At 33.7% G+C, this 18,687-nt stretch carries 19 protein-coding genes; 12 read left to right on the top strand and 7 right to left on the bottom strand.

Annotated elements, in window-relative coordinates:
- The first annotated feature begins 46 nt into the window (after positions 1-46).
- The 5 genes from AC4FRF_RS15870 to AC4FRF_RS15850 all read left to right on the top strand — a co-directional run bounded on the left by AC4FRF_RS15870 (position 47) and on the right by AC4FRF_RS15850 (position 4,982).
- A complete protein-coding gene (locus tag AC4FRF_RS15870; RefSeq protein ID WP_491160971.1) occupies positions 47-706 on the top strand; it encodes a response regulator in 660 nt (219 codons plus the stop codon).
- 286 nt (positions 707-992) lie between these two features.
- Positions 993-2,477 carry an MFS transporter gene (locus tag AC4FRF_RS15865; protein WP_491160969.1) on the top strand — a complete coding sequence of 495 codons (1,485 nt, stop codon included), beginning with the start codon at positions 993-995 and terminating at the stop codon, positions 2,475-2,477.
- 304 nt (positions 2,478-2,781) lie between these two features.
- Positions 2,782-3,204 carry a ribosomal maturation YjgA family protein gene (locus tag AC4FRF_RS15860; protein WP_491160967.1) on the top strand — a complete coding sequence of 141 codons (423 nt, stop codon included), beginning with the start codon at positions 2,782-2,784 and terminating at the stop codon, positions 3,202-3,204.
- A gap of 241 nt (positions 3,205-3,445) precedes the next feature.
- On the top strand, positions 3,446-4,192 hold the full coding sequence (locus AC4FRF_RS15855) for a COG4705 family protein (RefSeq protein ID WP_491160965.1): 747 nt from the start codon (positions 3,446-3,448) through the stop codon (positions 4,190-4,192).
- On the top strand, positions 4,185-4,982 hold the full coding sequence (locus AC4FRF_RS15850; RefSeq protein ID WP_491160963.1) for a DUF1961 family protein: 798 nt from the start codon (positions 4,185-4,187) through the stop codon (positions 4,980-4,982). Before AC4FRF_RS15855 ends, AC4FRF_RS15850 begins: the two co-directional genes overlap by 8 nt.
- On the opposite strand, the gene AC4FRF_RS15845 is transcribed toward AC4FRF_RS15850, so the two are convergent.
- The 4 genes from AC4FRF_RS15845 to AC4FRF_RS15830 all read right to left on the bottom strand — a co-directional run bounded on the left by AC4FRF_RS15845 (position 4,983) and on the right by AC4FRF_RS15830 (position 7,587).
- Positions 4,983-5,867, bottom strand: coding sequence for a helix-turn-helix domain-containing protein (locus tag AC4FRF_RS15845; protein ID WP_491160961.1), 885 nt, complete (start codon positions 5,865-5,867; stop codon positions 4,983-4,985).
- A gap of 190 nt (positions 5,868-6,057) precedes the next feature.
- A complete protein-coding gene (locus tag AC4FRF_RS15840) occupies positions 6,058-6,687 on the bottom strand; it encodes a pyridoxamine 5'-phosphate oxidase family protein (RefSeq protein ID WP_491160959.1) in 630 nt (209 codons plus the stop codon).
- A 15-nt stretch (positions 6,688-6,702) separates the two neighbouring features.
- Positions 6,703-7,149, bottom strand: a complete 447-nt coding sequence (locus AC4FRF_RS15835) for a DinB family protein (protein WP_491160957.1) — start codon at positions 7,147-7,149, stop codon at positions 6,703-6,705.
- Positions 7,150-7,173: 24 nt separating this feature from the next.
- Positions 7,174-7,587, bottom strand: a complete 414-nt coding sequence (locus AC4FRF_RS15830; RefSeq protein ID WP_491160956.1) for a nuclear transport factor 2 family protein — start codon at positions 7,585-7,587, stop codon at positions 7,174-7,176.
- A gap of 284 nt (positions 7,588-7,871) precedes the next feature.
- Between AC4FRF_RS15830 and AC4FRF_RS15825 the strand changes: the two genes are divergently transcribed.
- A complete protein-coding gene (locus AC4FRF_RS15825; RefSeq protein WP_491160954.1) occupies positions 7,872-8,777 on the top strand; it encodes a DUF4145 domain-containing protein in 906 nt (301 codons plus the stop codon).
- Positions 8,778-9,007: 230 nt separating this feature from the next.
- Here the strand turns inward: AC4FRF_RS15825 and AC4FRF_RS15820 are convergent, their stop codons facing one another.
- A complete protein-coding gene (locus tag AC4FRF_RS15820) occupies positions 9,008-9,553 on the bottom strand; it encodes a carboxymuconolactone decarboxylase family protein (protein WP_491160952.1) in 546 nt (181 codons plus the stop codon).
- A gap of 400 nt (positions 9,554-9,953) precedes the next feature.
- On the opposite strand from AC4FRF_RS15820, the gene AC4FRF_RS15815 reads away from it, so the two are divergent.
- From AC4FRF_RS15815 to AC4FRF_RS15800, 4 genes are all read left to right on the top strand, one after another.
- Positions 9,954-12,047 (top strand): beta-galactosidase, encoded by a 2,094-nt coding sequence (locus AC4FRF_RS15815; RefSeq protein ID WP_491160951.1) that lies wholly within the window; start codon positions 9,954-9,956, stop codon positions 12,045-12,047.
- Positions 12,048-12,813: 766 nt separating this feature from the next.
- The gene (locus tag AC4FRF_RS15810) at positions 12,814-13,386 is read left to right on the top strand and encodes a hypothetical protein (protein WP_491160949.1); all 573 of its coding nucleotides are present in this window, start codon (positions 12,814-12,816) and stop codon (positions 13,384-13,386) included.
- Positions 13,387-13,562: 176 nt separating this feature from the next.
- On the top strand, positions 13,563-13,814 hold the full coding sequence (locus AC4FRF_RS15805) for a type II toxin-antitoxin system ParD family antitoxin (RefSeq protein ID WP_491160947.1): 252 nt from the start codon (positions 13,563-13,565) through the stop codon (positions 13,812-13,814).
- Entirely contained in the window at positions 13,807-14,100 is a 294-nt protein-coding gene (locus AC4FRF_RS15800; RefSeq protein ID WP_491160945.1) for a type II toxin-antitoxin system RelE/ParE family toxin, read from the top strand. The genes AC4FRF_RS15805 and AC4FRF_RS15800 overlap by 8 nt, the downstream gene beginning before the upstream one ends.
- Positions 14,101-14,150: 50 nt before the next feature.
- Here AC4FRF_RS15800 and AC4FRF_RS15795 read toward each other — a convergent pair whose 3' ends face one another.
- A complete protein-coding gene (locus AC4FRF_RS15795; protein WP_491160943.1) occupies positions 14,151-14,996 on the bottom strand; it encodes an NAD(P)H-hydrate dehydratase in 846 nt (281 codons plus the stop codon).
- A gap of 184 nt (positions 14,997-15,180) precedes the next feature.
- Here AC4FRF_RS15795 and gcvT point away from each other — a divergent pair, with 184 nt between their 5' ends.
- Positions 15,181-16,263, top strand: a complete 1,083-nt coding sequence (gene gcvT, locus AC4FRF_RS15790) for a glycine cleavage system aminomethyltransferase GcvT (protein WP_491160942.1) — start codon at positions 15,181-15,183, stop codon at positions 16,261-16,263.
- 56 nt (positions 16,264-16,319) lie between these two features.
- On the top strand, positions 16,320-17,039 hold the full coding sequence (locus AC4FRF_RS15785; RefSeq protein WP_491160940.1) for a YebC/PmpR family DNA-binding transcriptional regulator: 720 nt from the start codon (positions 16,320-16,322) through the stop codon (positions 17,037-17,039).
- Positions 17,040-17,267: 228 nt separating this feature from the next.
- Here AC4FRF_RS15785 and AC4FRF_RS15780 read toward each other — a convergent pair whose 3' ends face one another.
- Positions 17,268-18,605, bottom strand: a complete 1,338-nt coding sequence (locus AC4FRF_RS15780) for an MATE family efflux transporter (RefSeq protein WP_491160939.1) — start codon at positions 18,603-18,605, stop codon at positions 17,268-17,270.
- Positions 18,606-18,687 lie beyond the last annotated feature (82 nt).

The raw sequence follows: 18,687 nt of genomic DNA, 5'->3' as shown, positions 1-18,687 counted from the left end.
TTTTGATTAAATACGTAAATTTTATATTCTTAAAAATAAGTAAGTTATGAACCAAACGATTAAAGTTGTCCTTGCTGATGATCATTTTTTTGTGAGAGATGGTATAAAATCACTTTTAGAAAGCGAAAATAACATTACTGTTGTTGGAGAAGCAACTGATGGACTAGAAGCATTAGAAGTGGTTACCACTACTAAACCTGACTTATTAATTGTTGATATTAGAATGCCACACCATACTGGTATAGAAGTGGTTGAAAAATTACGCAGCCAGCACAATAATGTAAAAATTATTGTGCTGTCTATGCACGAATCAGAAGAATATGTTTTAAAATCGATTAAAGCAGGTGCCGATGGTTACTTACTAAAAGGTTCCAGTAAAGAAGAATTCTTGAAAGCTTTACATGCCGTAGCTAATGGTGGTAAATATTTTACAGGAGATATTTCGTCTATTTTAATCAATCAATTGACAAACACAAATGCTCCGCTAGAACCTAAACCAACTTTAGCCGAAGATTTGACAATTACCAAAAGAGAAAAAGAAATCCTAACCTTATTGCTTTCTGGTAAAGGAAACAAAGAAATTGCCGAAGCTTTAGAAATTAGTAAACGTACTGCCGAAGTACACCGTTTTAATTTAATGAAAAAACTGAAAGTCAAAAATTTAATGGAACTTTCTAATAAAGCTACCGAATATTCGTTGATATAAAGGCTTATAAATAGCTATTTTTAAAATCCTGTTTTTAGTTGCGGCTAAAACAGGATTTTTATTTATGTTTTTTTTTAACACAAAGGACATACAGTTTTCCAAAAATCTAAAAGAAGCATCTAATACTTTTATTTCGATGAACCGCTGAGTAATCAACACTTAGAAAACAACTTTTAAAAATACGTATTAAAATAAGTATTTTTACTTAATTACTTTCTAAAAACTGCGTTTTCGCAGCTTTTTACTAGTTTATACTACTTAAATTTGTAGAAAAATAATAAGTAGTATGAAAAACACAAACTCCCTATCAAAATCACACCGAATGTTATTTCTAAATACATTGGCCTTTACAGTATGCTTTGCCTGCTGGACGCTAAACGGTGTATTAGTAACTTACTTAGTAGACAAAGGTATTTTTAACTGGAATGTCGTACAAGTTGGATGGTTACTTGGAATCCCTATTTTAACTGGTGCCGTAATGCGTTTACCAATGGGAATTTTAACCGATAAATTTGGTGGAAAATACGTTTTCTCACTACTATTATTACTGTGTTCTATTCCGTTGTTTTTACTTCCCTTTGCCGATAGCTTCTTTATGTTTGCTCTTTTAAGTTTCTTATTTGGAATGGTAGGAACCAGTTTTGCTGTGGGTGTGGGTTACACTTCTATTTTGTACCCAAAAGAGTGGCAAGGTAGAGCTTTAGGAATTTTTGGAATGGGAAATGCTGGTGCAGCTATTACTACTTTTATTGCCCCTTCCCTATTGAATCAATTTGCCATTGACGATCCCGAAAACGGTTGGAAAATACTTCCGGTAATCTATGGAGCTAGTCTGTTAATTATTGGAGTATTGTTCCTTGTATTTGCAGAAAATAAAAAATTAGAAAAGTCAACCAAGAGTATTCCTCAAATGCTTTCTACCTTAAAAAATGTACGTGTATGGCGTTTTGGAGCTTACTATTTCTTAGTATTTGGTAGTTTTGTGGCCTATTCCCAATGGTTGTTGCCTAACTTTATGAATGTGTACCAAACCAGCCTGGTTATGGGCGGAATGTTTGCCACGCTATTCAGTTTACCATCAGGAGTTATTCGTGCCTTTGGAGGCTATTTATCGGATAAATATGGTGCCCGAAAAGTAATGTACTGGGTATTGGGTTCTTCTGTACTACTGAGTGCTTTATTGATGGTACCTAGAATGGAAATTACTACAGCAGGATCGGGAGTTATGGCTAAAAAAGCAGGAGTTATAACTGAAATTTCTGCTACCAATGTAAAAGTAGGAGATGTTGATTTTCCAGTAACAGCCAAACAAGAAATAACATCGGATGGAAACGGAATTTTCCCAACCAAATCTACTTGGCAGGAAGTGATTGTAGCACAAAACCAAAGTGTGGCTAAAAAAGAACTTTTGGCACGTGGTATCACCAAAATTAAATTTGATGCTAACATGTGGGTGTACTTAGTTTTAGTAGTGCTCATTGGTATTTCATGGGGAATAGGAAAGGCAGCCGTTTACAAACACATCCCTGAATATTTCCCTAACGAGGTAGGAGTTGTAGGCGGAATGGTAGGTTTACTGGGCGGACTAGGAGGATTCTTTTGCCCAATCATCTTTAGTTACCTCCTTAATTTCACAGGACTTTGGTCTAGTTCATGGATATTTGTATTGCTGTTCTCTGCCATCTGTTTGATTTGGATGCACATTACCATTACTAAAATGATGAACAAAAACGAGCCCGCACTTTCTAAACTAATAGAAATAAAAAGCTAAATTCAACAATTGTATATACTACCTTAAAGCCATCCTTTTTAAAAAGGATGGCTTTTTTTGTGGAGCTATTAGAGCCAATTGTAGTTGGATAAAATACAGCTAGACTTATCTTATATTTTTTGGATACAAAATAAAAAATACTACAAATAAAACATACATTTACAAGTATAATCGTTCAATAATTACCCTGCTTGCACTAGCTGTGATTGCTGAGAAATTCAATACAGCTATTTTAATGAAATAAAAGAAGGATTTAAATAAAAAAAAATGGCACTTGTTTATAACGCCGCTCATTAAAAAATAAATGTTTGCCAGCATTCCCATGAGTAACATGATTACATTTAACAAAAACTATTTTGCAGTAACCATTTTGATTTTCTGTATCGAAATCATAATTGCACTTTTTGTCCATGATGCTTTTGTTAGACCTTACCTTGGCGATGTATTGGTTGTTATTTTGATTTATGTTTTTTTGAAATCTTTTCTAAAACTACCCGTGTTAACAACTGCTCTATTTGTATTGATTTTTTCTTTTGTTGTAGAATTTCTTCAGTATTTAAATATTGTCCAAAAACTCCATCTTGAACAATCAAAAATAGCAAGAACAGTTATCGGGACTTCATTCTCCTGGATTGATTTGTTAACTTATATCATCGGGATTAGTATTGTACTCCTTGTTGAAAAATACGGGTTTAAAAAATCAATACAATCAACTTCTAACTATTAAAAAAACATTGAATTATCAATGTGGGTTGCATCAACTTTGTTTGGAGAGAAATTCAATTCAGTAATTTTAATGAATTAAAAGAAATTTTTAAATAAAAAAACAGGCACTTGTTTATAACGTAGTTCACTAAAAAATAAATGTTTACCAGCACCTCCATAATTAATCTTGCACTAAATCAGTTATATTTACATTTTGTTTTTTGTCGCCAAGACAATAGAATACCATAACAATTAATATAACTATGGAAAAACTAAATAAAGTTGCTCAAATAACTTTGCTCTTCTGGTTGATGAAAATTGTGGCTACCACACTGGGAGAAACGCTGGGAGATTATTTATCAATGACTTTAAATTTGGGGTATTTAACCGGTATTATAGTTACACTGCTTTTCTTTTTAGTAGTATTGACAATACAATTGGTCTCCAAAAAATACATTCCTATTTTTTATTGGTTGGTTATCATTGCTACCACAACGTTAGGAACTGAAATATCTGATTTCATGGACCGAAGTTTGCATTTGGGGTATACTATGGGAAGTATTGTTTTGTTTCTGGGCTTGCTACTTACTTTATTGCTTTGGTACAAAAAATTCAATTCACTAAGTGTCTTTCCTGTTTTTGATAGAAATCAAGAAATCTATTACTGGATTGCTATTTTATTCTCTAATAGTTTAGGAACAGCTTTTGGTGATTATTTGAGTGATGAAATTGGTTTAAGTTACCTAAATGGTGCGATGCTAACAGCAGGAATCATTCTGATTGTGGTGCTGTTGCATTATTTTTCTAAAATCAATCACATCATTCTTTTTTGGATTGCTTTTGTTTTTACAAGACCTTTTGGTGCGACTTTTGGTGATTTTTTAACCAAACCCATTGCTAAAGGCGGCTTGGATTTAGGAACTCTAAATGCTTCGATAGTATCCATTACACTTATGAGCATTATGATTGCATTAGCTCATCAATCGATTAAAAAACAAAGCAATGCATAGATTTATTCTCTTCCTCTTTTTATGTTGCTCTTGCTCTATTTTTGCCCAAGATTTGAACCAAAAAGAGTTCGATGCTCTAAATCAATCCAGCCAATGGCAGTTGCAACTTAAGGACAGCGGAACTAAAAACTGGCAATCCAATTGGTTCTTAGACGGACTTCATGCTACAGTAACAAATAGTAAAAAAGGAATGCATTTTAGCGCGGGTAAAGTTGAAAGAGACGACGCTTATCATGCGGTTTTATGGACTAAAGCCTCGTTTAAAGGTGATTTAAAAATAAGCTACCAATTTACCCGAACCGACGAAAAAACTACTTGGGCAACAATCTTATACCTTCAAGCTACCGGAATTGGGATTGCGCCTTATGAAACGGATATTTCCAAATGGAATTCGCTAAGAGAAATTCCCGCCATGAAAACCTATTTCAACAACATGAAAGCACTGCACATTAGCTATGCTTCGTTTGACAACAGCAATACTGATAAAAACAAAGATTACATTAGAGTGCGCCAATATCCTGTAGAGAAAGGACAAAACTTCAATACCACAACCGAAATTCCGAATCCCTATTTTGAAACGGGACTTTTTAAAACCGGAAAAAGCTACCAGATTACGGTAATTAAAACTAAAAACAAACTGTTTTTTAAAGTTACTGGAAAAGATATTTCAAAGCTTTTTTCTTGGGATCTCAGTAATTATGCACCACTTGACGAAGGTCGTATTGGGCTGAGACAAATGTTTAGCCGAGCAGCAATTTATAAAGATTTTTCCATTTACACCATGCAATAACTACCCCATTGCTTTTGCAAAACCTACCGTTTCGCGATACATTTGTGGAGAAACTGCTGCATTATTCTTGAAAAATCGGCTAAAATAATGTTCGTCATCATATCCTAATTCATAAGCAATCTCTTTTACTGCTTTGTTAGTCAGGTACAATTCTCTTTTGGCTTCAATGATAATTCGTTCTGAAATTAAATGTGTTAGGGTTTTATTGAAATGGTTTTTGGTGATTCTAGCCAATGCTTTTGGAGTAATATTTAACATTTCGGCATAATCGCTGGCAGAATGTTTGGTTTTAAAATGCAACTCAATATAATTCTTTAAATTCTGAAGAATAAACGGTTCTTTCGCATCGGTTGTTTCTACAAATTCTTCATCAGGTTGTTGCTGGTTTTTAAGCCTTGTTGCGGTAATCAAAAAGATTTTGAGATAGGAAACCAATAATTCGTACTGCGCCAATTCAGGATTTTGCATTTCAGTTTTTATCTGCTCAATGACCATTTCAAAAACAGCTTTTGAGGCTTCATCAACGCTTACATAAGGCGGTTTAAAGATGTTATTAAAAAGAATTCCGTTACAGGCAATCTCAGGTTGGTGTTTGTAGATACAAAAAAACTCGGGATGAAAATTCAAAATAATTCCTTCCAAATTTTCTTCAGCATTTAGCATAAAAGGTTGGTAAGGCGAAAACGCAAAAAGATTTCCCGCTTCGAATGGGTTTTCCGAAAAATCAGCCGTTACTGTTCCACTTCCTTTTTTTATCCAAATCAACGAGAAATAATTCAATCTTTGGATTTCCTGAAACTCACATTTGCTATCAAATGCGGCTAATTTAAAAGCTAAATTTCCGTTTTGTGGATTGATTAATGTAAAAGTGGTTTGGTCCAGCATCTATTTTATTTTTTTCAGTTAATTTTATACTTACTGTCACATTGAGCTTGTCGAAATGCATCTTATGTAAAGTCTTCGACAGGCTCAGACTGACATTATTGGTTCCATTTTACTTTTGGTTAAATTTAGAATCCCCTTTTTTTTAAAAAAATTTTGATTAATTACACCCAACGGATTAATCTAATGAAATTTAATTAATTCCCGCTTCTTTTAATTTGTCGGTCAGTCTTTTATTTTCTTCTTCTAATTTTGCAATATAATCTTGCTGCGGTTGCAACGCAATTTTAATTTCCTCGGCGGTATAACGCGGTGTAATGTGTTGCGGACAGTTCCAATCGTAAGCTTCGATATGAAAAACCAGCATTCGTTCTGGGCGAAATTTATAATCCCCTAAATCAAGTGTCGCTAGTAATTCGGGATTGTCATTGAGTTCCACAATCTCCGTTTTCGCATAGATTTTCAATCGGGATTGTGACGGATAATCGACCATTATTAAAGCAACATTATGGTTTGTTGCCATATTCCCAACCGTGATGTATTGCTTATTTCCGGTGAAATCAATAAAGCCAATTCGGTGTTTATCCAGAACTTTCAAAAAACCGGTTGGTCCACCACGATGTTGTACATAAGGAAAATCATTTGCACCATAGGAAGCCAAATAAAAACTATTTCGATTGGCAATAAAAACCATTTCGTTTTCCGACAAACCATCAACAACATTGAACTTTTCCATTCGTTCGTAGCTATTACGACTGCCGTGTACCGTCTGCAAGGCTTTAACCCCATCGGTAAAAGCGATTTGGTGAAAATTTTGTGCCATAGTAATCCGAATTAATTAGTTGTCTAAAAGTCGTCTGTGATAATTAATTTGTCCCAAATGATAAGCCAAATGTGTCGTTAAATGAATCAGCATATATTCCGTTGAAGTCGGTTTATCGAACACAACTATGGGGAATTCTTGCCCTAAATCACTAATTTCTAGATTTGACAAACTCGTTTGAACTAGTTTTTGAGTAGCTTCAATTTGAGAAAGCAACTCTTCTTTCGGTATGTATGGACAAGAAAATTCGAATTCTCGATTTCGAACATACTCGACTTTACCCAAAGCTAATCCAACAAAAGTGTTGAGATTCCCTATCAAATGCAAGCAAAGATTTCCAGCGGAATTACTGATTCCTTTATCAATTGCCCATATTTTACTTTCGTCTTTGTAAGACTCTATTTCCACTTTCAACTTCTTTAAATCACGATCAAAAAGTGCGATGATATTTTGAATATTCATACTTTATTGGTTTAACGATACTAATTACTTAAACTTTCTGTCTTTTTCCTCGATTGCCAAATCATTAATACTGGCAAAACGTTTTTGCATCAAGCCATTTTCGTCAAATTCCCAGTTTTCGTTGCCATAAGCTCTAAACCATTCTCCTGCGGCATTGCGGTATTCGTATTCAAAACGAACGGCAATACGGTTTTCATTAAAACTCCATAACTCTTTTTTAAGTTTATAATCGAGTTCTTTTTCCCATTTTCCTTTTAGGAAAGCTTTTACTGCTTCCCTACCGTTAATAAACTCATTGCGATTACGCCATTCAGAATCAATGGTGTACGCCAAGGCAATGCGCTCTGGATCTTTGCTGTTCCAGGCATCTTCTGCCAATTGCACTTTTTGCAAAGCAGTTTCCAAAGTAAAAGGCGGAAGTGGTAATTTTTGTTCCATACAAGCTGTTTTAAGGATTATAATGTATTGCTACCATACAAAGATGCAAAAAATTGAGATTGAAACAATTGGAGCATTGACGCAAAAGCATGGACAATTTTCCCTTGCTATTTATTTTTTCAAATTATTTGTTTTCTGTAAGTAAAATCACTAGGTTTGATTAACGTATAAAAAGCATAAGAATTGCTGCAATCTAGATTAATTTGGGTGTATAAGTGCAACTTTTAGGTGAGTATATAACAAGTTCGGCACAATTTAACCACAAAATCAAATAATTCAGAATTATGGAAGAAAATATGAAAGAAAAATATTTTTGTAGAAATTGTAAAGGTTTAAGAAATCATAAAGAGCTTTTCAAAAAAGAATTAAGAGGTAGCGATGAAAATGACTTTTTTATGTGGATTGAAAATTATTGTGTAATAGAGTGCTTAGGTTGTGAAAATATATCTTTCTTAAAAGTATACGGAGACACAGATATGGTGGTGCATGATGAAGAAGGTAAGCCTGATTACTATTTTGACAAAATGATTTTTCCTTTTTATTTAAAAAAAAGTAATGAATTGGAATATCAAAATTACATTCCTGAAAATATTAGAATTATATATATTGAAACCATAATGGCTTTTAAAGCCGACCTGTCAATTCTGACGGCAGGAGGTTTAAGAGCGATAATTGAAGCATTATGCAATCACTTAAAAATAAAGAATGATAATCTTTCTATTAGAATTGATTTACTAAATAAAAAAGGACATCTTACGTTAAGTGAATCCAAAAGATTACATTCAATAAGATTCATGGGAAATGATGCTTTACATGAAATTGTAAAACCTAAAAAAGAGCATTTGTATTTATTACTTGAAATTATTAATCATTTATTAGCAAATCTATTCATAAACGATAAAATAATAAAAGGGCAAGTAGAGACTTTAGTTGACAACTATGATGAATTTTTTAGACTAGTAAAAGCTAAAATAACTAAAGAAAATGTTGGAAATAAATTGTCTCTTTTACAAATTTTAGACAAATCAAAAAAATTACTATCTAAAGAAAATATAGTTGAATACGAGAAAAAACTCATTGAAGAAATAAATGATAGCAAGTACGATTTCATAAAATTTGAAATTCATGAAGGAGTAAATCTTTATGAAATAATAAAAGTGCCATCTCGTTATAATTTTAAATCATTGTAAATAAACAAACTGTACCTAAACCCGATAGCTCGGAAATGTTTTCCGTGCCCATTCCAATTGTTACTCCTTTTTAATACAAAACTAAATTAAAAAATGAAATTGATTGTGAGATTGCTTCGTTCCTCGCAATGACACCAATTGCTGCTCGAGTGCATCGATTATCTATAGAAACAAAATTCCAAAAGCCCCACAATCCATGTGGGGCTTTTGGAATAAAAAACCTATTGTAATTAAGCAACTTCCAACTCTAAAGCGGGAGCCAAAGGAAAATCTACAGGAACTTGAGTTAAATTGTGCAAAAAGTTCATAGCAGTTTTGTCGCTAATGAGCAGGATTAAATCCACCAAATTTTCATGGGTATAGCCATTTTTAAAAAAGGCATCTACGGTTGCGGCACTTGCATTTCCTTTGTTGGCTGCAATATCAGCAGCAAGTTGTACTAAGGCATGGAGTTTAGCATCGGTGCTTTTTCCTTTTCTAATGTCTAACAATTGCTCGTCGGAGAAACCATTCATTTTTCCAATAACGAGATGCGCACTTTGGCAATAGACACAACCATTTACTTGGCTTACAATTAGGCTTACGGCTTCTTTTTCTTTGTTATTCAGCGATGTTTTGGCATTTTGGTACGCTAAAAATCGAGACAAACCATTTTTGGAATACCCAATTGTAGCGTACAAATTAGGAACAAAGCCTAAGGCTTTTTGTAAGTTATCAAAAATTTCCTGATTAGCAGGAGCTACTTCTTCTCTGGTAGGTACGTTAAATGTTTTCATTTTTATATTGTTTTAAATTGCTTGTCTTTATTGACTTTACAAAGATGCGACAGTTCTAAAACAGTTAAAATGGAGGATCAACGCCAGCACATGGACAATTTTCCCTGGCACAAAACAAGCCCATTCCGATCCCAATTTTTATGGATATGCATCAGATTATACGCATTTAAAAGTTTTCGCTACGAATTCACGAATTGTCAGTAACATTCAAAAATTCAGAAAATTAAATTACACGAATTTATCTGCTTTCAGTTTATCCGTTTAATACTAAGCTTCCTAATTTGTATTAATTCGTGAATTCGTAGCTATTTTGATTTTTCCTGACAAATAAGTGAGAAAATTACACTTTATATCTAAAAAAACTTAGATTTGTAATTATCTATTTCCAAACCATTTCATTATGAACCAAAAAACAACCCAATACTTTCTGGCATTACTACTGTTGTGGAGCGCAGCGACTTTTGCTCAAAAATTAGAAAATTTCTTCCCTTCCAAGGATTTAACTTCCGTAGGAGTGTATTATTATCCTGAACATTGGGATCCGGCGCAATGGGAACGCGATTTTCAGAATATGGGAAAAATGGGTTTTGAATTCACACATTTTGGCGAATTTGCCTGGGCACAACTTGAACCCGAAGAAGGCAAATACGATTTTAAATGGTTGGATAAATCCTTAGAATTGGCTAAAAAATACCATCTCAAAGTAATTATGTGTACTTCGACCGCTACGCCTCCGGTTTGGTTGGTTCGCAAGCATCCTGATGTATTGGCCACTATGGAAGATGGTTCTAAAATGGATCATGGAACGCGTCAACATGCTACTTTTTCAAGTAATTATTACCGTTCGTATTCAATGAAAATGATTGCCGAATTAGCTAAAAGATATGGAAATGACAAAAATGTAATCGGCTGGCAGTTAGACAATGAACCACGTCGTTTTCTGGATTATGGAAAAGATGCGCCACAACGATTTCGCAATTGGTTAAAAGAAAAATACAAAACCATCGATGCCTTGAATGAATCTTGGGGTAATAATTTCTGGAGTGGAACGTATAGTAATTTTGATGAAATCAATATTCCGCTACACGCCCTTTGGGGAATGAACTTGCACGCTCAACTGGATCATTACCGTTTTGCCGATAACGAAACTGCTACTTTCCTAGATGAACAGGCTAAAGTGATTCGTCAATATTCGAACCCAAATCAATGGATTACTTCTAACTATATTCCGATGTACGATGTGGGTTATGTAGGAGCAAGCAAAGAATTGGACTTTGTTTCCTATACCCGTTATATGGTTTATGGAAGTGATTTAGGAATTGGACCAAAAGGGTATCGTGTGGGCGAATATTCTAGAATTGCGATGTCGAATGATTTTTTCCGTCCCATGAAAGGCGCTTATGGTGTTATGGAATTACAACCTGGTCAAGTGAATTGGGGAAGCATTAATCCGCAACCTTTACCAGGAGCTATGAGACTTTGGTTGTGGCATGTTTTTGCTGGCGGAAGTAAGTTTACTTGTACCTATCGCTATCGCGCACCCTTGTATGGCTACGAGCAATTTCATTACGGAATTGTGGGTCCTGATGGCGTTACGCCAACAACTGGCGGATTAGAATTCAGCCAATTTATCAAAGACATCAATACTTTGCGTAAAAAACACAATCCTAAATCCCAATTGCCAAAGGAATATGCACAACGCAAAACGGGAATTCTATTCAATGCCGATAATGTAATGGGAATTGATTTGAACAAACAAACCAATCAATGGAATACCGAAAAACATTTTTTAAAGTATTACAAAGCGGTGAAATCCTTTGGCGCTCCAGTAGATTTTGTTCGTGATACGACTGATTTTTCTAAATATCCCGTTTTAATTGTTCCTGCTTACCAAATGATCGATCAACAAATGATTGACAAATTAACGGCTTACGCCCAAAACGGAGGAAACTTAATATTGAGTTGTCGTTCAGGAATTCAAAATCGTGAAGGACATCTTTGGGAAGCCAAATTCTACGAACCGATGTGGCAATTAATTGGTTCCGAAATAGAATCTTATGATTTATTGATGCCGCAATCTCCCGATAAAATTAAATTCAACAATCAGGATTTTGAATGGGTTTCTTGGGGCGATTTGTTAAAACCAAACAAAGGAACTGAAATCTGGGGAACCTATCAGGGCGATTTCTATGCTGGAACTCCCGCTGTAATTTCACGTAAATTAGGTAAAGGAACGGTGACTTATATTGGTGCGGATTCTAAAAAAGGAGATTTGGAAAAACAAGTCTTGACTAAATTATACCAACAACAAAATATCCAAATTGAAAATTATCCTGAAGGAATTATGGTGGAATACCGTGATGGTTTTGGGATTGCCGTAAACTATTCGGATAAAGTGTACGAAATGAAATTGCCTGCCAATGCCGAAATTATCATTGGAACAAAAGCCATGAAAACGGCTGATGTGTTGGTGTGGAAATACAAAAAAATATAGAACACGGATGAAACTGATGTAAACAGATAAACACTGATTTTTTTTAATTAAAATTGAATAGAATTGGGCTAAAGCCCAATTACAAATTAAAGCTTTCAAAAGGCTTTAGCCGAAATCTAAATTTAAAGATTAGGCTGAAGCCTTTTTTTTACAATCAACCCTGTCAGAGTTTAAACTCTGACAGGGTTCTAAGACAGCAATCAACATTGAATACAATAAAAAAGCCCGTCCGAAGCATCTATCAACCTGACGGAAGACCGTATCAGATCATTATTTTTGCTTCGGACGCCTTATTTTACTGGACTTAGCGTAAAAACAGCACAAATAATCATAAAAAATAAAATTCCACTTTGTAAGTATTATTTTCTATATTTGAAAAAAGAATAAACGCTTATGTTTTTCAGACTTAACAATCAAATTCAAATAATAATAAGTCTGACAACATAAGTGTATATATAAATTGTTAGCAAGAATAGAAACAAAAGTTTATAAGTCAATTTTTATTAAAGCATACATGAGTCATTTGTATAAAATTTTTATTTCACGTCTTAAAGCTCTCAATTCAATCGTAAAATATATATTCATAATATGTTTTATTTCAATTGTTTTCACAGAATTATACTTTATAAAAATTGAGTCCTTTAACGAATTACAATATAGTATAGGAATTATTTATATTAAATTATGTTACTCGTATTTTTCTGCTTTTATCTTTTATTACTTAATTGTTTTCAATCCTAAAGAGAATCGAAAAGTCATTAGTTTTATGCATATAACTAATAAAATAAGGTTCCTTGCAATTTTGTTAAATAAAATATTCGTCATCGTTTTAAAAAATGATATCGAATTTACCAATGAAGTTACAAGAGAAAACCTAGATATTCAGATTGACCTTTATATTAAAAGTAAATGGCCAAAGGAAGATGCCAATAGAGGTAGAACATTTCAAAATATTTCTTTCAATCAAGAAAACAACTATCTCTTAAATTCTATTATTGATAAATCAATTCAAATCATTGATGAAATTCTACTGATAAATGATTTAATTGATAGTAAAACCCTTTATTTTCTATTACGCATTAAAAATGACTTACAATTAATTAAAGACATGAAATTTTTTCATATCCCAGATTATAATTCTATGATGTCAGAAATAAATATTTCACTATTAGAGCTTAGTGAAATTAAAGATTTAAGGAAACAATTAATAGATAATTATAAAAACAAAATGGAAAATATCTATGGCTATGAATCAAGAATTCAATACCATAAAAATAAAAAGGATATTTTTAATTCAAATATTATCAAATCCGATAGCCCAGATAACGTGGATTTGTAATCCGTGCCCACAAAGAGGAACAACTTTGTCAAGTTCCTTCCTTCGTCAAGATTAGAAATATGCGGTAAAAGTCCTTTTATAGTAATGGCTGTTATATGAAATTTTTCAAAAATCTTAGGTTAGTAAGATTGTCAAATTACCAAAAATTGGTAACTTTACTTAAAATTGTAGCAATCATGGGAAGAAACACATCAATATCATTAGGTCATCATTTTGAGAATTTTATAGAACAGAGTGTAAATGATGGAAGATTTAATAACGCAAGTGAAGTGGTGAGAGCCGGCCTTCGTCTTTTAGAAGATGAGGAAAATAAAATTATGGCTTTAAGAAAAGCGATCAATGATGGAATAGAAAGTGGACGTGCAGTAGATTTTGATGCTAAAAAACATCTTGCTGTTTTAAAAGCAAAAAAGAAATCAAATGGCTAAATATTATTTAACAAATAAAGCTGTTGATGACTTATCGGATATTTGGGATTATACAGTCGAAACCTGGTCTGAATTACAAGCTGAAAAGTATTATAATTTGCTTTTGGCATCCTGTGATGATTTAGCAAATAATCCGGAATTTGGTAGAAACTATGATATAGTGACTAAAGGGATGTTAGGTTTTAAATCAGGTGAACATATTATCTTTTATTCGATTGTATCAAAGAATGAAATAGAAATTGCAAGAATACTTCATGGAATGATGGATTTAAAAACTAAACTTTAAGTAACCACACATAATCGAGTAACTTCAATTAAGGATTGAGTTCTATTAATTCATTCCAAACTCAAAAAAGCTTCACCAAGATGTCCAATAATATCCGAAGCAATAAAGGATTGAATTCCGGTTGTGGGCAAAGCTAAATCAGCTGTTAATCCGTGTAAATACACTCCTAATTTTGCCGCCTCTATTGCATCATAAGATTGCGCTAACAAACTCGTAATTATTCCTGTCAACACATCACCACTTCCGGCTGTAGCAAGAGCTGGATTTCCTGTTGTATTTTTATAAATCGTTTCTCCGTCGATAATATGTGTCGGAGCACCTTTCATTACAATTATCACATTGTATTGCAGGGAAAAAGAAATCGTTTTTTCGAATTTCTCTTCTTCTGAATTCCATTTCCCTATCAAGCGTTCTAATTCTTTGGGATGCGGAGTCAAGATGGTTCTGGATGGCAAAAGCAGAAACCATGATTTATTTTGAGATAAAATATTCAAAGCATCGGCATCAATAACTAAAGGAATGGTATTAGTTTTTAAAAATTTCAAAAAAGCTTTTTGAGTCACTTCGTCCTTTCCTATTCCTGGGCCAATTCCAATAGCATTGGGTTGAAATTCAAAACTGATGTTAGATATGCATTTTTTCTTTACATCCGTCAAAACCATCACTTCGGGAATAAATGTTTGAACTATTTCATAACCGCATTTTGGAACAAAAGCAGTCACTAATCCGCAACCTGTTTTCAAAGCGGCTTTGGAAGACAAACACACAGCACCTATTTTTCCATAACTTCCCCCAATAACTAAAGCATGCCCTTGAATTCCTTTGTGCGCATCCACAGCAATCTTTTGGTAGTGTTTTAGAATTTCACTTTTATCAATTGGAATAGAAGTTATCATAAATTTCGCTTTGAATAGTTTCCTCTAATTTAACTTTATTTCAGCGAATAGAAAATGAGTTTAGAAAATAATTTTTCTTCAGAAGAAACTTCAGCTTATTCACTACAAACTTTGACTCTCACGCCTTTGTCACTCAAAATAAAAGCAATAAATTAGCGCCATCAAAATTTACACAAAAATCATAATGAAAAATACTGCGCTAACGCACATACACGAAGCTTTGGGAGCAAAAATGCTACCGTTTGCTGGATACAATATGCCTATTACTTATGAAGGAATTAATGCAGAACATGAAACAGTTCGTACTGCTGTTGGTGTTTTTGATGTATCGCACATGGGAGAATTTCTTCTTTCTGGTCCAAATGCATTAGCGTTGATTCAAAAAGTGACTTCTAATGATGCTGCAACTTTAACCGACGGAAGAGTGCAATATTCTTGTTTACCAAATAATGACGGAGGAATTGTAGATGATTTATTGGTTTATAAAATCAAAGACGAAAAGTATTTATTAGTGGTTAATGCATCTAACATAGATAAAGATTGGGATTGGATTTCAGCTCAAAATGATTTAGGCGTTGACATGAAAAACCTTTCGGATGATTATTCCTTATTGGCTATCCAAGGACCTAAAGCGGTAGAAGCATTACAATCTTTAACATCAGTCGATTTATCATCTATAAAATATTATCATTTTGAAGTGGGTGATTTTGCAGGAATCGAAAATGTAATTATTTCGGCTACGGGATACACAGGTGCTGGTGGTTTTGAAATTTATTGTAAAAATGAAGAAGTAGAACAAATCTGGAACAAAGTTTTTGAAGCGGGAGCTCCCTTTGGAATTCAACCAATTGGTTTAGCTGCTCGTGATACTTTGCGTCTGGAAATGGGATTCTGTTTGTATGGAAATGACATCAACGATACTACTTCACCAATCGAAGCCGGATTAGGATGGATTACAAAATTCAACAAAGAATTTACCAATTCAGATAATTTGAAAAAACAAAAAGAAGTTGGTGTTACTAAAAAATTAGTCGGTTTTGAAATGCAGGAACGTGCTATTCCAAGACACGATTACGAAATTGTAGATACCAATGGAAATCCTATCGGTATTGTAACATCAGGAACCATGGCTCCTTCTTTAAATAAAGGAATCGGAATGGGGTATGTTACAACCGAAAACAGTACTGTTGACAGTGAAATCTTTATCCGAATAAGAAAAAAAGATGTTCCTGCCAAAGTGGTAAAAATGCCATTTTATAAAAACTAAAACTTAGAAAAAAACAAAATATTTATATTTTTGCATCGTTAAAAAAATAATCAGAAATGGGAAGAGCATTCGAATTTAGAAAAGGAAGAAAAATGAAACGTTGGGCTGCAATGGCAAAAACGTTTACTAGAATTGGTAAAGACATTGTAATGGCCGTAAAAGAAGGCGGACCAAATCCTGACACTAATTCTAGATTGAGAGCCGTAATCCAAAATGCTAAGGCAGCTAACATGCCTAAAGACAACGTAGAACGTGCTATAAAAAATGCATCTAACAAAGATACTGCTAACTACAAAGAAATTTTATTTGAAGGATATGCACCTCATGGAATTGCCATTTTAATCGAAACAGCTTCTGATAACAACAACAGAACTGTAGCTAACATCCGTAGCTATTTCAACAAATGCAATGGTACTATGGGAACTCAGGGTTCTGTAGAATTCATGTTTGACCACACTTGTAACTTCCGCATCCCAAAAGACGGACTTGATGCCGAAGAATTAGAATTAGAGTTTATTGATTTTGGTGCTGAAGAAGTTTTTGAAGACGAAGACGGAATCTTAATCTATGCTCCTTTCAATAGTTTTGGAACCATCCAAAAGGAATTAGAAAATAGAAGTATCGAAATTCTATCTTCTGGTTTCGAAAGAATTCCACAAATCACAAAACAATTAACTCCTGCTCAAGTAGCCGATGTTGAAAAACTAATCGAGAAAATTGAAGAGGATGATGACGTAATGAACGTATACCACACTATGGAAGAAGCTGAAGAGTAATCTTCATCAGAATATCATATCCAGAAAGAGTTTAGCAATTATGTTAAACTCTTTTTTTATGGCGTTACCTTATTGCAGAACTTTTCGTAAAACAGCCTATTTTTATCAGCAACAAGGTCGGGCTGTACGCTGTATCTTTTGTTCGGGTACTATTAATTTAAACCTGAAAATTACCACTCTCACAAAAGGATGCCCTACCATCCCTAACGCAACCCCGAATAAACACAACTATTTAATTTGCTTCCACGACTTGTAAAACAAAGGAGTTTCATAAGACAACATACAAATCCAGCCCACTAAGCATGCTAAAGCAATTCCTTCTATTCCAAAATAAGGAGCCAAAACATAGGCAGCAATAACCCTACCTAACATCTGCGAAAAAGTAGAATTCAAAGTGATTTTCATCTTCCCTAATCCTCTAAAATAACCTTGAATTACATTTGTTATTCCTGGAAGTAAATAAAGCAACATCATTATCTTAAGGTATTTTTCACCTGCATTAATAACAGCTAATTCACCTTTACCTAAAAATAGAGCGATCAATTCTCTAGAAAAAAACAATACAACTACCGAGGTTACTAAAGTATACACAATTTCCATTTTGAGTCCAGTTAAAAACCCTTTCTTGATTCGGGAAAAATTCCCCTTACCATTATTTTGTGCAATAAATCCAGTGGTTCCATGCGCAATATTCTGCTGAACAATCATTACAAAATCATCAATTCTACCCACTGCATTAAAAGCTGCTATTGCAACAACACCTAATGGATTTACTGCACCTTGAATTAAAAACTTCCCCAAATGCAGTGTAATTTGCTGCATAGCAGCCACAGAACTATAATTTACAATCGTGCGTAATAAACTCCTATCAAAAACAAAATCATTGCTAGAAAATCTTAAAATAGGAATACGAAATCTAACATATAAAACACAAAACAAAGCTGCAATAGCCTCAGCTAACACAGTAGCCCATGCAGCACCTTCTACACCTTTTTTCCAAACCACCACAAAAAGAAAGTCCATAACTACATTTAATAAGGCCGAAGCGATCAAAAAATAAAGTGATGCTTTAGAATTCCCCATGCTTCTTAAAGTAGACGCATAAATATGATATATAAAAGTAAAAATAAGACCTATAAAAATAATTTGAAGATAAGAAGTAGCATCATTCAAAATTGCTTCAGGAGTATTCAAAAAAACAAGAATCAACCGAGAGCAAAAAAAGCCAAAAAGTACTAATCCAACTGTAAAAACTCCTCCTGAGATTAATGACGTTGAGATAACGCGTTTAAGTTTGTCAAAATTTTGCTCACCAAAATACTGCCCCATCAATACCGACATCCCCAAACAGATCCCAATGATTAAAAAAAGAAGTACATTCATCACAGGACTCGCCGCGCCCAAAGCTGCTAAAGCTCCAGCACCAATAAAACGTCCTACAATCACAGAATCAGCTGCATTGTACGTTAAAACAAAAAAATTACCTATTATTAATGGTAAAGTAAAATGAATAATTTGTGGAACAATAGGTCCACGGGTCATATCCACTAGTTTTTGTTTTTCCATAATAAAATAATAATCTTTACAAAAATAGTATAAAACAAAAAACCCTGTTCGTTTAGAACAGGGTTTATAGAATCTGAAAGAA

The sequence above is a fragment of the Flavobacterium sp. ST-158 genome (genome assembly GCF_058309975.1).
The sequence above is the reverse complement of the archived record's forward strand: the minus strand, read 5'-3'. Positions and strand labels throughout refer to the sequence as shown.

Bases quoted from the DNA above. Each gene is read 5' to 3' on its own strand.
- AC4FRF_RS15865 (WP_491160969.1), top strand. From the start codon at position 993: ATGAAAAACACAAACTCCCTATCAAAATCACACCGAATGTTATTTCTA.
- AC4FRF_RS15800 (WP_491160945.1), top strand. From the start codon at position 13,807: ATGGCTAAATATTATTTAACAAATAAAGCTGTTGATGACTTATCGGAT.
- AC4FRF_RS15850 (WP_491160963.1), top strand. From the start codon at position 4,185: ATGCATAGATTTATTCTCTTCCTCTTTTTATGTTGCTCTTGCTCTATT.
- AC4FRF_RS15860 (WP_491160967.1), top strand. From the start codon at position 2,782: ATGTTTGCCAGCATTCCCATGAGTAACATGATTACATTTAACAAAAAC.
- AC4FRF_RS15795 (WP_491160943.1), bottom strand. From the start codon at position 14,996: ATGATAACTTCTATTCCAATTGATAAAAGTGAAATTCTAAAACACTAC.
- AC4FRF_RS15815 (WP_491160951.1), top strand. From the start codon at position 9,954: ATGAACCAAAAAACAACCCAATACTTTCTGGCATTACTACTGTTGTGG.
- AC4FRF_RS15805 (WP_491160947.1), top strand. From the start codon at position 13,563: ATGGGAAGAAACACATCAATATCATTAGGTCATCATTTTGAGAATTTT.
- AC4FRF_RS15820 (WP_491160952.1), bottom strand. From the start codon at position 9,553: ATGAAAACATTTAACGTACCTACCAGAGAAGAAGTAGCTCCTGCTAAT.
- AC4FRF_RS15845 (WP_491160961.1), bottom strand. From the start codon at position 5,867: ATGCTGGACCAAACCACTTTTACATTAATCAATCCACAAAACGGAAAT.
- gcvT (WP_491160942.1), top strand. From the start codon at position 15,181: ATGAAAAATACTGCGCTAACGCACATACACGAAGCTTTGGGAGCAAAA.
- AC4FRF_RS15835 (WP_491160957.1), bottom strand. From the start codon at position 7,149: ATGAATATTCAAAATATCATCGCACTTTTTGATCGTGATTTAAAGAAG.
- AC4FRF_RS15840 (WP_491160959.1), bottom strand. From the start codon at position 6,687: ATGGCACAAAATTTTCACCAAATCGCTTTTACCGATGGGGTTAAAGCC.
- AC4FRF_RS15785 (WP_491160940.1), top strand. From the start codon at position 16,320: ATGGGAAGAGCATTCGAATTTAGAAAAGGAAGAAAAATGAAACGTTGG.
- AC4FRF_RS15855 (WP_491160965.1), top strand. From the start codon at position 3,446: ATGGAAAAACTAAATAAAGTTGCTCAAATAACTTTGCTCTTCTGGTTG.
- AC4FRF_RS15780 (WP_491160939.1), bottom strand. From the start codon at position 18,605: ATGGAAAAACAAAAACTAGTGGATATGACCCGTGGACCTATTGTTCCA.
- AC4FRF_RS15825 (WP_491160954.1), top strand. From the start codon at position 7,872: ATGGAAGAAAATATGAAAGAAAAATATTTTTGTAGAAATTGTAAAGGT.
- AC4FRF_RS15810 (WP_491160949.1), top strand. From the start codon at position 12,814: ATGCATATAACTAATAAAATAAGGTTCCTTGCAATTTTGTTAAATAAA.
- AC4FRF_RS15830 (WP_491160956.1), bottom strand. From the start codon at position 7,587: ATGGAACAAAAATTACCACTTCCGCCTTTTACTTTGGAAACTGCTTTG.
- AC4FRF_RS15870 (WP_491160971.1), top strand. From the start codon at position 47: ATGAACCAAACGATTAAAGTTGTCCTTGCTGATGATCATTTTTTTGTG.